Annotated in this window: 11 protein-coding genes; 7 read left to right on the top strand and 4 right to left on the bottom strand. The window is 58.0% G+C overall.

Annotated features, from left to right (window positions below; translation table 11 throughout):
• Positions 1–50: 50 nt before the first annotated feature.
• Positions 51–1,181 carry a flavodoxin-dependent (E)-4-hydroxy-3-methylbut-2-enyl-diphosphate synthase gene (gene ispG, locus ROLI_RS11155; protein ID WP_187431607.1) on the top strand — a complete coding sequence of 377 codons (1,131 nt, stop codon included), beginning with the start codon at positions 51–53 and terminating at the stop codon, positions 1,179–1,181.
• A 27-nt stretch (positions 1,182–1,208) separates the two neighbouring features.
• Here ispG and ROLI_RS11150 read toward each other — a convergent pair whose 3' ends face one another.
• Both ROLI_RS11150 and ROLI_RS11145 read right to left on the bottom strand, forming a co-directional pair.
• A complete protein-coding gene (locus ROLI_RS11150; protein WP_187431606.1) occupies positions 1,209–1,961 on the bottom strand; it encodes a DsbA family protein in 753 nt (250 codons plus the stop codon).
• Between the two features lie 2 nt (positions 1,962–1,963).
• Positions 1,964–3,295 carry a M48 family metalloprotease gene (locus ROLI_RS11145; RefSeq protein WP_187431605.1) on the bottom strand — a complete coding sequence of 444 codons (1,332 nt, stop codon included), beginning with the start codon at positions 3,293–3,295 and terminating at the stop codon, positions 1,964–1,966.
• Between the two features lie 23 nt (positions 3,296–3,318).
• Between ROLI_RS11145 and ROLI_RS11140 the strand changes: the two genes are divergently transcribed.
• The 6 genes from ROLI_RS11140 (at position 3,319) to ROLI_RS11115 (ending at position 11,849) form a co-directional block, all read left to right on the top strand.
• Positions 3,319–4,461 carry a pyridoxal phosphate-dependent aminotransferase gene (locus ROLI_RS11140; RefSeq protein WP_187431604.1) on the top strand — a complete coding sequence of 381 codons (1,143 nt, stop codon included), beginning with the start codon at positions 3,319–3,321 and terminating at the stop codon, positions 4,459–4,461.
• Positions 4,462–4,527: 66 nt separating this feature from the next.
• Complete coding sequence (locus ROLI_RS11135) at positions 4,528–5,754, top strand: N-acetylmuramoyl-L-alanine amidase (protein WP_187431603.1); 1,227 nt, start codon at positions 4,528–4,530, stop codon at positions 5,752–5,754.
• 113 nt (positions 5,755–5,867) lie between these two features.
• A complete protein-coding gene (locus ROLI_RS11130; protein WP_187431602.1) occupies positions 5,868–8,420 on the top strand; it encodes a penicillin-binding protein 1A in 2,553 nt (850 codons plus the stop codon).
• Between the two features lie 83 nt (positions 8,421–8,503).
• Positions 8,504–9,628, top strand: coding sequence for a peptide chain release factor 2 (gene prfB / locus ROLI_RS11125; protein WP_187431601.1), 1,125 nt, complete (start codon positions 8,504–8,506; stop codon positions 9,626–9,628).
• 2 nt (positions 9,629–9,630) lie between these two features.
• On the top strand, positions 9,631–11,049 hold the full coding sequence (locus ROLI_RS11120; protein WP_187431600.1) for an amidase: 1,419 nt from the start codon (positions 9,631–9,633) through the stop codon (positions 11,047–11,049).
• A gap of 14 nt (positions 11,050–11,063) precedes the next feature.
• Positions 11,064–11,849, top strand: a complete 786-nt coding sequence (locus ROLI_RS11115) for a DUF2189 domain-containing protein (RefSeq protein WP_187431599.1) — start codon at positions 11,064–11,066, stop codon at positions 11,847–11,849.
• On the opposite strand, the gene ROLI_RS11110 is transcribed toward ROLI_RS11115, so the two are convergent.
• Entirely contained in the window at positions 11,846–12,064 is a 219-nt protein-coding gene (locus ROLI_RS11110; RefSeq protein ID WP_187431598.1) for a hypothetical protein, read from the bottom strand. The two genes, ROLI_RS11115 and ROLI_RS11110, sit on opposite strands and share 4 nt — an antisense overlap.
• Entirely contained in the window at positions 12,061–13,221 is a 1,161-nt protein-coding gene (locus ROLI_RS11105) for an aromatic ring-hydroxylating dioxygenase subunit alpha (protein WP_187431597.1), read from the bottom strand. The genes ROLI_RS11110 and ROLI_RS11105 overlap by 4 nt, the downstream gene beginning before the upstream one ends.
• Positions 13,222–13,250: the final 29 nt, after the last annotated feature.

Below are 13,250 nucleotides of genomic sequence, written 5' to 3'. Positions count from 1 at the left end.
GCATGACTGTCTAGTTTGTGATACAGTAGTATCACGCAGAGGACATCAGCATGTCGTTGAATCACATTCGCCCTTGGCGCAATATCTATCGCCGTAAATCCCGTCAGATCATGGTGGGTGCTGTTCCTGTTGGGGGCGATGCGCCGATTACGGTTCAGACGATGACGAACACGCTGACCACTGATGTCAAAGGCACCATTTCCCAAATTATGGCGGCTGTGGATGCAGGCGTAGATATCGTGCGTGTTTCGGTGCCTGATCAGGGATCATCGAAGGCTTTGCGGGAAATTGTGCGCGAGGTCCCTGTCCCGATTGTTGCTGATATTCATTTTCACTACAAACGCGGCATTGAGGCCGCCGAGGCGGGTGCGGCCTGCCTGAGAATCAATCCCGGTAACATCGGTGATGAAAAACGCGTGAAAGAGGTGATTAAAGCCGCCCGCGATCACAATTGTTCGATGCGCATCGGTGTAAATGCAGGCAGTTTGGAAAAGCACCTGTTGGATAAATACGGCGAACCCTGTCCGGATGCGATGGTTGAGTCCGGTCTTGACCACATCAAAATTCTCCAAGACAATGATTTTCATGAGTTTAAAATAAGCTGTAAGGCGTCGGATGTGTTCATGGCAGCCGCCGCCTATCAGCAATTGGCCGATGCAACAGATGCGCCGATCCACCTGGGCATTACCGAAGCAGGGGGGCTGACCTCTGGGACGATCAAGTCCGCGATTGGGCTTGGCAATCTTTTGTGGGTGGGTATTGGCGACACGATCCGCGTCAGCCTGTCGGCGGATCCGGTAGAAGAAGTGAAGGTCGGCTATGAGATTCTCAAATCTCTGGGGCTGCGGCACCGGGGGGTAAATATTATCAGTTGTCCCAGCTGTGCCCGACAAGGTTTTGACGTGATCAAGACTGTGGAAACCCTGGAAAAGCGGCTCGAACACATCAAAACACCTATGAGCCTCAGTATCATTGGCTGCGTGGTCAATGGACCGGGTGAGGCCTTGATGACGGATGTGGGATTCACGGGCGGCGGTGCCGGTTCCGGAATGGTCTACCTTGCGGGCAAGCAAAGCCACAAGCTCGACAATGACGCGATGGTTGAGCATATCGTCGAACAGGTGGAGAAAAAAGCAGCTGAACTTGATGCGGAAGCTGCCGTCGCTGACGCGGCCGAATAGATATCCCTAACCCTTTGAGCCTTATGGTTAAAGATCGCGCTTTTCTTCCAGAATGGCGCGCATCTGATCATAGGGCAAATAGCCCCGCAGCATTTCGTCATGCACAACAAACGTTGGCGTGCCCGTGATGCGCAGTTGCTGTGCTAGCGCGCGGGTTTGGGATATTTCCTGAGTCACCGTATCGTCATTCATTCGGGCCTCAATCGCGTCCGTGTCCAACTCAAACGTCGAGGACAACCGCCGAAGCGCGGCTAGCGTTATGTCTCCATTGTATGACATGAGCGCGTCATGCAATGATTTGTAGGCTTGCATGCCTTCAACTTGTTTGGCCGCGATCACAAAGCGTGACGCCAGGACGGATTGCTCACCTAGAATCGGAAATTCCTTGACGATGAAACGAATATTTCCGTCTGATTCCAAAAGCTTCTCGACTTCACCAAAGGCGCGTTTGCAATAGCCGCAACGGTAATCCATGAACTCCACGATGGTGATGTCGCCATCTGGGTTGCCGCCGACAAAGGAAAACCCATCGTCAAAAATGGCTTCCTTATTGTCTGACACAAGTTCGAAATCCGCCTGTGCCTGTGCGTCGGCTTGCCGGTCTTCAAGGGCCTGAACGGCTTCCATGATCACCTGGGGATTTTCCATCAGGAAACTACGCACTTCTGCGCCGAAAAGTGCGCGTTCTTCGTCGGACATTGCGTTTAAATCGAGCGCTGCCGCGGGGCTTGAAAGCGCGAACGCAGTGAGGAGGGCGGTTAGGGTTTTCTTATTCGTCATGTTCATCTCCGTTTTTCTGCGCGTTCAGCAGCAATCAACACATCCTGAGCGCGTTGCCAAGAGGTTGTGCCGGTGTCCAGCAATCCCGAGGCGCGTTTCGCGTGGATTTCAGCATCTTCCATCCTGCCAGACAGCGCGTATCGCTCTGCCGTGACCAGAGAGGCCATGCCGGTCTGGTTTGATTTGGCGTAAGCAATGGATAAATCCCGTAACATGGATCCATCTCGAAAATCAATTGATCTTGATTTTTCAAGCACTTGCCTGGCTTTATTGATGTCGTTGATGGCAAGCAGGGCCTGCCCGTAACCCGACAGGACCAAGGCGTCGTTTGGGGCCAGCTGCACGGCCCGCCCGTATGCTGCCGCCGCTGCCTGAAAATTGCGCGTTTCCATCAGGATTTGCCCGCGTTGGTCGTGTAAAAACGGATCATCAGGGCGCAGCGCAATGGCGGCATCGATCGCACGCAGGGCTTGTTTGGTACGCGACTGACGGTGTTCGGCCACGGCCTCGCGCAACAACCGCACATCCGCATAGGGGCTTTGCTCAAGACGCCCCAGCGTCCATTTTGGCGCGCGCGTATAGGCGCTCAGCTTGCCCTTAATGCGCTCGAACCAATAGGCGTGGTTTGGATTTTCCGCCGTGATATTGCCATAAGCTGAAACGAAGCCTTCAACCGCGCGCAGCCGGTCGCGCGAAAAGGGGTGGCTGCGCAGATAGGGGTCCTGGCGCGTTTCGGCCAAAACTTCCTGACCTCTGAAAATCGATAAAACATCCAGCATACCCTTGGGGTCAATGCCACCCGATTTCATGAACCGGATGCCAGATTGGTCCGCAGAGGCCTCTTCGGCTCTGGTGTGTTTGAAAAATCGCGCCTGCGCGGAGCTTTGCGTACCGATTGCAATACCCCCGGCCGCACTTCCGGCACCCGCGACGGCGGCGGCGGCGGCAAGCGCAAGGCCAAGACCGGAAGCGGTGCGGGTACTGGCCAGGTTAGTCATGCGCCGCGTGAGGTGCCCATTGGCGATATGAGCGGCCTCATGGGCGATCACGGCCTGCAACATGCCGGCGGTCTCCAGGCGGTTGATCAGCCCATAATGGATATAGATCGCGTCATTGCTGACCACAAAGGCATTCAGCGAGCTTTCATTGACCACCAGAATTTTCACTCGTGCGGGGCTCAGACCGGCTGCGCTCAAAACCGGTGCTGCAAGCTGTTTGAGCCCATATTCAAGGTCGGCATCGCGCAACAACCCCTGTGCCTGCAAGGGGGCCGCCATCAGCCAGATCAGAAACGCCGGGATTGACGTTGCGCGACAGAACAGGTGAAACATCATGAAACCTAGCGTGGAGTGATTTTATGCGTAGTTCAAGGCGGTCTGTGGTTGATCCCTTCATTGTGATGGATGTGATGGAGGCCGCGCGCGCTTTGGAGGCGACGGGTCGGCAGGTGATCTATATGGAGGTTGGGCAGCCCGGAACCGGCGCGCCGCGCGCGGCGAGCAAAGCGTTAACCCGAGCAATGGCGGCGGGTCCATTGGGGTACACGGTGGCCCTGGGCTTGCCTGAATTGCGGGCGCGGATCGCACGGATGTATGGTGATTGGTATGATGTCGACCTGGACCCCAGCCGGGTTGTGATCACGCCGGGATCGTCGGGCGGGTTCCTTTTGGCGTTCACCGCGCTGTTTGACACCGGTGATCGGGTCGGCATCGGTGCGCCGGGCTATCCGAGTTATCGCCAGATATTGCGCGCGCTCGACCTGCAACCGGTGGATTTGCCGACCGCGCTGGAGAATCGTTATCAACCGGTGCCGTCTGATTTTGCCGGTATGGATCTGGCCGGTTTGCTGGTGGCCTCACCGGCGAACCCCACGGGGACCATGCTGGATGTCACGGCGATGCGCGCTCTGATCGAGGCGACACAGGCGCAAGGGGCCGCGTTCATTTCTGACGAAATCTATCATGGCATCGAATATGGAGCCAAAGCCGTGACCGCTTTGCAGATCACTGATGAAACCTATGTGATCAATTCGTTTTCCAAGTATTTTTCCATGACCGGCTGGCGTGTCGGCTGGATGGTGGTGCCCAAAGATCATGTGCGGATTGTGGAGCGGATCGCCCAGAACATGTTCATTTGTGCACCGCACGCCAGCCAGGTCGCGGCCCTTGCGGCGATGGATGCCACGGATGAATTGCAGCGTAACATGGATGTCTATCGCGCCAATCGCGCGCTGATGCTGCAAGGCCTGCCGCAAGCGGGGTTCACCAAGATCGCGCCGCCCGATGGCGCGTTTTATGTTTATGCGGATGTGTCCGATCTGACTGCGGACAGCCGTGCCTTTGCGGATGAAATCCTGCAAGTGGCGGGTGTCGCCGTGACGCCGGGTCTGGATTTTGACCCCGTGCGCGGTCATACGACCTTGCGGTTTTCTTACGCGCGCAGCACGGCAGATATTACCGAGGGTCTTGCGCGGCTCAAGGATTTCATGAACGCGCGTTGATCAGGTGTTCCCCTTGCGCCTATGCCTGCGTTACACTGCGCAAAACCATAACCGGCAGAGCAGAACATGATCCGGCACCTCGCTTTTTTGACCGCTTGCATCTGGATGGGCCTGGCCTCTCTATCTGCGCTATCCGCACAGGAGATGACTGCCACGGCGCGTGTGGATGCGGATCAAAGCAGAATCAAAGACCGTTGGTTTGGCAAGACCGATATTGAATTGCACCTCAGCCAGGGCGTGCCGTTTCGGGTGTTCACGCTGGCGAATCCACCACGGCTGGTGCTTGATTTTCGCACTGTCGACTGGTCCGGCCTGCGCGCGGCGGACCTTTTGGCCGGAACGGACGCTTTGAGCAATCTACGTTTCGGGAATTTCCAGCCCGGATGGTCGCGTCTGGTGGCCGATCTGGAGGGTCCAATGCTGCCCGATGAGGTCACAATGCGCCTAAATGAGGCGACGGGGCGCGCGGTCTTGTCCATTACCATGGCGGCGACCGAGCCCGATGCGTTTCAGGCGCGCGCCGGTGCGCCCCAAGATGCGCTCTGGCCGCAACCGCAGCCGCAACAGGTGCCGGCACCGCTGGTGGATGACCGGTTTGTGGTTGCCATTGATCCCGGACATGGGGGTGTTGATCCTGGCGCTGAGCGTGAAAACGTCAACGAAAAAGAGCTGATGCTGATGCTGGCTTTTGAGCTGCGGGAGGCTTTGCTGCGCTCGGGTGTGTCCGATGTCGTATTGACCCGGGAGGCGGATGTTTTTGTGTCACTGGAAGGGCGTGTGGCCATTGCCCACCGTGCGGGAGCGGATGTTTTCATCTCGCTGCATGCGGATGCGTTGAGCGAGGGCGGTGCGCAGGGCGCGACGGTTTATGTGCTCTCGGAAGCGGCGAGCGATAAAGCCACGGCGCATCTGGCCGCCCGCCACAGCCGGGCTGATATCATTGCGGGGACGGATCTGACCGGGTCGGATGACGAGGTGGCCAGTGTCTTGCTGGACCTGGCACGCCAGGAAACCGAACCGCGTTCAGAGGCGCTTGCCGCTGCGCTGGTCAAGGGCATGACACAGGCGGGCGGACCGATGAACCGCCGCCCGCTGCGCAATGCGGGGTTCTCCGTTTTGAAATCGGCGGATATCCCGTCGGTGCTGGTCGAGGTCGGATTTTTGTCCAGCGCGCGCGATCTTGCCAACCTGCGCGACCCGACCTGGAGGGCCAGAATGACCGGTGGCATGGTACATGCGATCATGACGTGGCGTGATGGGGATGCCGCAAAACGGCCGCTGGTACGACAATAAGGCAAAAGCGGCAAAGAGCAGCCGGTGATGCCGTCTTCGGTAAGGTTTCGTGTTTTGACGCCGCGCGCCGCACTACCTATATAAAGACAAGCAAATCAAAAGGCCGATCGCGCGTGTTCAGATTCATATTGTCTTTTTTCGGTGGCATTTTCACCACTGTCACCATGGCCATCGGCATGGTTGCCCTGACCGTGGGCGCGGTGTTGTGGATGTATGGTCGCGATCTGCCCAGCCACGAGTCATTGGCGCAATATTCGCCACCGACCATAAGCCGGATTTATTCCGGTCAGGGTCAGATCATTGATGAATTCGCCAAGGAACGGCGTCTTTTTGCCGCGGCAGAAACCATACCCGATCTGATCAAACAGGCGTTTATTTCGGCTGAAGACAAGAATTTCTATATCCACGAAGGGTATGATCTTCGCGGCATCGGGGCGGCGGCTTTTGATGCGGTGAAATCGCGTGGGCAGGACGTGCGCGGGGCCTCGACGATCACGCAACAGGTGATGAAAAACTTTCTGCTTTCCGGCGATCGTCAGGCCGAGCGCAAGATCAAGGAAATCATCCTTGCGTCCCGTCTTGAGCAGACGCTTAGCAAAGAGCGCATCCTCGAACTCTACCTGAACGAAATTTTCCTGGGGCAGAATTCCTATGGCGTGGCGGCGGCCTCGCAGACTTACTTCAATAAACCGCTTGCGGACCTCGCCCCGCATGAGGCGGCGTTTCTGGCCTCGCTGCCAAAAGCGCCAAGCGATTATCATCCGGTGCGCCAGAAAGACCGGCTGCTGGCGCGTCGTAACTTCGTTCTGAAAGAGATGATGGAGAACGGATACATCACGCAGGAGGCTTTGCTTACAGAGTTGAACGCGCCGTTGCGCTCGGTTCAGAACGGTGATTTCGAGAGCTTCAAGGACGAACTGCCCCCGCGTGACTATTTTACCGATGAAATTCGTCGCCAGCTGACGGAAAACTTCGGTGAGGGCGAGTTTTTCACCGGGGGGTTGACCGTTCGCGCCACCATTGATCAGGAAATGCAGCCCATAGCCGCGCAGTCTCTGCGTCGCGGGCTTGAGGAATATGATCGGGGACGGGGCATTTGGCGCGAAGCCCGGATCAAGATTGATCCGGCTGAGCTAGACAGCGAAGAAAAATGGCGCGCTGCATTGCTTGCAACGAAAATGGCGCGCGATATCGAGCTGAACGGGCCTTGGTATCCCGCTGTCGTTCTATCGGTCGGCAGCAATGATGCGCGCATCGGCATAGAGGGTGTGGCCGAAGACGCAGATGGTCATTTCATCACTGCCAGGGACGTCACCTGGGCGCGAAAGCGGTCCGAGGATGGCACCACGGGGGGCAAGGCATCGGTTGCCGGTGATCTTCTGGAGGTGGGCGACGTGGTCCATGTGCGCGCCATGACCTCCGATGAGGATGGCACCTTCGTGCGCTGGACGCTGCGACAGGTGCCTGCGGTGCAGGGCGGCTTTGTTGCGATGGATGTGAACACCGGGCGGGTGATTTCGATGCAGGGGGGCTTTTCCTATCAGGCCAGCGTGTTCAATCGCGCCACTCAGGCCAAACGCCAACCCGGCTCCAGTTTCAAACCCTTTGTCTACGCGGCCGCATTGGACAGCGGTTATTCCCCCGCCACCATCGTGGTGGACGCCCCGATTGAAATCAACACGCCGCAGGGCCTGTGGCGCCCGCGAAATTCATCACGTGAGTTTTATGGCCCGACGCCGCTGCGCACGGGTATTGAACGCTCACGCAACCTGATGACGATCCGGCTGGCGCAGGAAATCGGGATGGATGTTGTTGCCGATTATGCCGAACGATTTGGCGTCTATGACAACATGGGGACATTTCTGGCCAACTCCCTGGGGTCTGAGGAAACCACGCTTTATCAAATGGTTGCGGCCTATGCGATGTTTGCCAATGGCGGCGAGCGCGTGCGTCCGACATTGGTGGACCGCGTGCAGGACCGATATGGCAAGACCATTTACCGACATGATGAGCGCCAATGTTATGACTGCGAATTGGCCAGTCTGGATGCGGGCCTCCCGCCCAAGATCATTTCGAACCGCGAGCGGGTGATGGATCCGATTACCGCCTATCAATTGACCTCGATGATGCGCGGCGTGGTCGAGCGCGGCACGGCGAGCCGCACGGTGAACCTGCCGGTGCCCACGGCGGGTAAAACCGGTACCACCAATGAGGCCAAGGACGTGTGGTTCATCGGCTTCACCAGCAACATCGTGGCGGGGTGTTATATCGGGTATGACCAGCCGCGTGCAATGGGTCGTGGGGCCTCAGGGGGCGGCATGTGTGGTCCCGTCTTCCAGCGGTTCATGGAAGAGGCGACCAAGAAATACGGCGGTGGTCCCTTCGAGGTGCCACCGGGCGGGCGTTTCATCAAGATCGACCGCTTTACCGGCGCGCGTCTGGGGGATGATGCGACCGGCGAAACTGTCGTGGCCGAGTATTTCCGCGAGGGGGAACAGCCGATATTCGGGATCACCTATGATGGGGGCTTTGCGATGGGCCAGAACCTGCCGCTGTTCGAAGAGGTTGGCCAGCAGCAACAGCAAGTGACCACCTCGACCGGTGAAACCACGACCGTGGGGCCCAAGGCTGATTTCGGGACGTTGAGTTCTGGCGGGCTTTATTAACGCGGCTTGCGTGCAGGTTCCCTTGCCGCTGGCAGGGCGCTGGTTTATCACACCGTTCAAACCCAACGCCAAAGGCCAGTTTCATGCGCGCTGACGCACAAAATACCGTTGAGAAGATCGAAAAATCCCTGAACCTGCTCGCTCAGCGGTTGGATGTGGAGACCGCCGGCTTTCGGCTGGAGGAGTTCAACGCGCGTGTCGAGGACCCCACGCTTTGGGATGATCCGGATGCGGCGCAGAAATTGATGCGCGACCGGCAAGCCCTGGTGGATGCGATTGCGACCTATGAGGGGATCAAGCAGGACCTTGCCGACAATGTCGAGTTGATCGAATTGGGCGAGATGGAAGAGGACGATGAGGTCGTCGCGGATGCCGAAGCGGCACTGAAGGCGCTGGAGACCACCGCGGCCAAGAAAGAGCTTGAGGCGCTGCTGGACGGCGAGGCCGATGGCAATGATACATTCCTTGAGGTCAACGCCGGGGCAGGCGGCACGGAAAGCTGTGACTGGGCCTCGATGCTGGCGCGGATGTATGTCCGTTGGGCAGAGAAGAAGGGCTATAAGGTCGAACTGCAGGCCGAGAGTGCTGGCGAGGAGGCGGGCATCAAATCCGCTGTCTACAAGATCACTGGTCTGAACGCCTATGGCTGGCTGAAATCGGAGAGCGGCGTGCACCGGTTGGTGCGCATCTCGCCGTTTGATTCAGCGGCTAAGCGGCACACGTCCTTCACGTCGGTCTGGGTCTATCCGGTTGTGGATGACAATATCGACATTGAGGTGAACCCCTCAGATATCCGCATTGATACCTATCGTTCATCGGGCGCAGGTGGGCAGCATGTGAACACCACAGATTCCGCCGTGCGCATCACCCATGCGCCCACCGGCATTGTCGTGACCAGTTCCGAAAAATCCCAGCACCAGAACCGTGATATCGCGATGAAGGCTTTAAAATCAAGGCTTTATCAGATGGAGTTGGACCGTCGCAATGCCGCCATCAATGAGGCGCATGAAAACAAGGGCGATGCGGGCTGGGGCAACCAGATCCGATCCTATGTCTTGCAACCCTATCAGATGGTCAAGGACCTGCGCACCAACTATGAAACCTCCGATACCAAGGGGGTTCTTGATGGGGATCTGGACGGGTTGATGGGCGCGACCCTGGCGATGGATGTGTCCGGCAAGAGCCGGGCCGAAGCGCAAAGCGGCTGAGCATGGAGCTTGCGCGTAGATCCGCACTGGCGCTCTCAAATGCCTTGGCGGCGGGTGATATCAGCGCGCAAGATCTCATGAGCGCAACATTGGCGCGAATCGACGCGGTAAATCCAAAGGTAAACGCCATTGTCTCGATGAAATCGCACGCGGCGCTGATGGATGAAGCGCGCGCGTGCGATCAGTCAAATCGCAACGGGTGGCTGCATGGTATTCCCATTGCGATCAAGGATTTGGCCAATGCGCGCGGTTTTCCGACCTCCAAAGGATCACCGATTTTCGCCGGAAAAATGGCCGCACAGGACGATCTGATGGTGGCACGGCTCCGTGGCGCCGGGGCCATTGTGATCGGCAAGACCAACACGCCTGAATTCGGTCTGGGCAGCCATACCTTTAACCCGGTGCATGGCGCGACGGCCAACCCTTATGACCCTTCGAAATCCGCGGGCGGGTCGTCGGGCGGTGCGGCGGTGGCGCTGGCGACGGGGATGCTCTGCGTGGCCGATGGGTCGGACATGATGGGCTCATTGCGCAATCCGGCCGGGTGGAACAACGTTTATGGCATGCGCCCAACCTGGGGTGTTGTGCCCGCCCACCCCGAGGGCGAGGCGTTTATGGACATGCTCGCCACCGAAGGCCCGATGGCGCGCACGCCCGGCGACCTTGCCGCATTGCTTGATACGATGGCGGGGCCCGATCCGCGTGTGCCATTTTGCCGGCAGATTGCGCCGACCCTGCCACAGATTGATGCCTTGCCTGGGGTGCCAGAGATCGCGTGGCTGGGGGATTGGGGCGGGGCCTTCCCGATGGAGCCGGGCGTTCTGGCGCTTTGTGAGGCGGCGCTGTCACAGATGCAACAGAGGGGCTGGAGCGTTGATCCGCTGGTGGCCCCGTTCAGCGCGGATGCGATGTGGCAAAGCTGGATTGATTTGCGCTCCTATCGTGTGGCGATGGCCAGGCGGGCGGAATACGACGATCCGGTCAAGCGCGCCTTGTTGAAACAATCGATGATCTGGGAGATCGCGCGGGGCCGTAACATGTCCGGGCTAACCATCCACGGTGCCAGTGAAACGCGGTCGGACTGGTTTCGTTGTGCCGCCAAGCTGTTGGAGCGTTTTGATGTGCTGGCTCTGCCGTCTGCGCAGCTCTGGCCGTTCGATATCGCGCTGGAACACCCCACCGAAATTGCGCGCGTTCAGATGGATATCTATCACCGCTGGATGCAGGTTGTGGTTCCGGCCAGCCTGATCGGATTGCCGGTGGTTAATGTGCCCATCGGCTTTGGTGCGCAAGGTTTGCCGATGGGGTTGCAATTGATGGGCCGCCCCGGAAGCGACGGGCATCTTCTGCAAATTGCGCAGAAATGGCACGAAGCCACTGGCTGGCCGCAAAAAAACCCTGCTATGATAGAGCGGCAATAAGGGGAGGGGCACAGATGACGACGACAGCCAGCACAGAGCCACAGATCGGCGCGCCGCCTCTGCGCCCTGCGCGGTTTTCAGACCTCAAAATCGCTCTCGGCCGTGGCGCACAGGATTTTCGTGCCCGCCCGTTTTACGGTCTGGTTTTTGCGACATTCTATATTGCGGTGGGCTGGGTGATGGCGCTGGTCACAGCGGCGACAGGACATACGTTCTGGCTGGTGCTGGCGGCCATCGGCTTTCCATTGCTGGGGCCTTTTGCGGCGGTTGGTCTTTATGAGGTATCGCGCCGGTTGGAAAACGACCTGCCGGTCAATGCCGTGGCGATATTCGGCGTGATATGGCATCAACGGCTGCGCCAATTGCCCTCGCTTTGTACGATGATGGTGGTGATCTTCATGTTCTGGTTTTTTCTGGGACATATGATCTTTGCGCTTTTCCTGGGCCTGTCGACGATGACCAACATATCGAGTTCGTTTGAGGTTTTCCTGACCTTCAATGGGCTGTCGATGCTGGCGTTCGGCACGCTCGTGGGCGCTGTATTCGCGCTTTTGATCTATGCGATGTCGGTCATCGGCCTGCCGCTTCTGCTGGATCGTGAAATTGATTTCATTACCGCGATGATCACGAGCTTCGGAGCGCTCAAGAAATCCCCGGCGGTGATGATCTGTTGGGGTCTGCTCATCGCGGTTCTGAGTTTCGCCGCGATCGTGCCTTGGTTTCTGGGTCTGTGGTTGGTGCTGCCATGGTTGGGGCATGCCTCTTGGCATCTCTACCGTCTGCTGGCTGACACGCCCTAAACCGGCGTTTCGCGGCCCATTTCGATCAACTGTTGGCGCAATTGAGCCACTTGCGGCGCGCCTTGCTCCAGGGCGAACACAAAAGCATGCGTCAGATAAAACGCCCGTGCATCCTCCTCCTCGGCAAGCTGCGCGGCTTCGGTATAAAGATCGACCAATGCCCGTCCATCCTGCGCTTCATGCGCCAGAATGAGGCGGTCATCCAATGCGCTCATTCCGCCGCATCCGCCGCGTGGCGATGGGCATCGACCCGCCCGGCCACCCAGTCGTGAAAGAGATGCGTCGGCCCGTCCATGGCCGGCGAAAATCGTCCACCGTCAAATGAATGGGCATGGCGTCCGCGCTGCATGCCTTCGACGACAAAAATATCCTCGAGAAAAACATCTTTCCAAAGCTTTGCGTTCTTTTCACGCAGGACGGGGTCCGTATCGGGTGTGGTATAGAAAATATGGACATGTTCGCGGGTTTTTTCAGGCCCTTGCGGCTCCAGGATGATCGCGAAGGTGTGATCGCGGTGCACGCCCAGCAACACATTGGGAAAACCCGTAATATACTCTGCGGCAGTATCCCATTTTACGCTCAATCCGTCAAAATCCGGAAAAACAGACCCGTCATCGCCCGTGATTTGGCGATAGACCAACGTGCCTTGTCCTGAAAATAATCCGGGGCTTTCGATGTGGTAATGATCTTCCAACCTGGAGTAGCTGTTCAAGCCCGGATGTATCCAAGGCAAGTGGTAGCTTTCGCAATAATTTTCCACCGCCAGTTTCCAATTGCAGTTCACATCCAGCTTGAATTGGCTCTCGGCACCGCCATGAAACAACGGTTTGTCAAATTCTGCCCAGCGTTCGAGGAGTTCGGCATGCGCGACGTCAAAGCTCGGGGCTGTGCTGGAAAGATTGACCCATATGACCCCCATCCAGATGTGGGAGCGCACCTCGAGAAGTCCCAAAAGCGCGCGATCAATACCGTCATGTTTGTTCTGTCCCGGCCCCCCCACATGCGGGGTGCTCACCAGTTTGCCCTCTGTGGAATAGCACCAACTGTGATAGGGGCAGCGGATGGCCCCCTCGATCCGGCGCGGTTCTGACACCAGTATCATACCGCGATGGCGACAGATGTTCTGAAAAACGCGCAACCGGTTGGCGCGATCCCTGACAAGCAGCAACGGCATCCCAAGGAATTCCAGCGGCATGGCATCGCCGATTTCCGCAGCATCCGCCGCGACGGCCAGCCCGGCCCAGCCGTCCACCAACAAAGCGTTTTTTTCTTCGGCATAGATTTCGGGGTCGATATAATGGGCGTTTGGCAGACCATTTGCCACTGCAATGGGGCGGCGAACTTGGGACAGATCGGTTGGGGTCTGAGGCATTACAACTCTCCTGCATCATGGCAAGAGCA

This window comes from Roseobacter fucihabitans (assembly GCF_014337925.2).
Taxonomy (GTDB): domain Bacteria; phylum Pseudomonadota; class Alphaproteobacteria; order Rhodobacterales; family Rhodobacteraceae; genus Roseobacter; species Roseobacter fucihabitans.
This window is presented reverse-complemented; position numbering and strand designations above follow the sequence as displayed.

Bases quoted from the DNA above. Each gene is read 5' to 3' on its own strand.
- ispG (WP_187431607.1), top strand. From the start codon at position 51: ATGTCGTTGAATCACATTCGCCCTTGGCGCAATATCTATCGCCGTAAA.
- ROLI_RS11150 (WP_187431606.1), bottom strand. From the start codon at position 1,961: ATGACGAATAAGAAAACCCTAACCGCCCTCCTCACTGCGTTCGCGCTT.
- ROLI_RS11145 (WP_187431605.1), bottom strand. From the start codon at position 3,295: ATGATGTTTCACCTGTTCTGTCGCGCAACGTCAATCCCGGCGTTTCTG.
- ROLI_RS11140 (WP_187431604.1), top strand. From the start codon at position 3,319: ATGCGTAGTTCAAGGCGGTCTGTGGTTGATCCCTTCATTGTGATGGAT.
- ROLI_RS11135 (WP_187431603.1), top strand. From the start codon at position 4,528: ATGATCCGGCACCTCGCTTTTTTGACCGCTTGCATCTGGATGGGCCTG.
- prfB (WP_187431601.1), top strand. From the start codon at position 8,504: ATGCGCGCTGACGCACAAAATACCGTTGAGAAGATCGAAAAATCCCTG.
- ROLI_RS11120 (WP_187431600.1), top strand. From the start codon at position 9,631: ATGGAGCTTGCGCGTAGATCCGCACTGGCGCTCTCAAATGCCTTGGCG.
- ROLI_RS11115 (WP_187431599.1), top strand. From the start codon at position 11,064: ATGACGACGACAGCCAGCACAGAGCCACAGATCGGCGCGCCGCCTCTG.
- ROLI_RS11110 (WP_187431598.1), bottom strand. From the start codon at position 12,064: ATGAGCGCATTGGATGACCGCCTCATTCTGGCGCATGAAGCGCAGGAT.
- ROLI_RS11105 (WP_187431597.1), bottom strand. From the start codon at position 13,221: ATGCCTCAGACCCCAACCGATCTGTCCCAAGTTCGCCGCCCCATTGCA.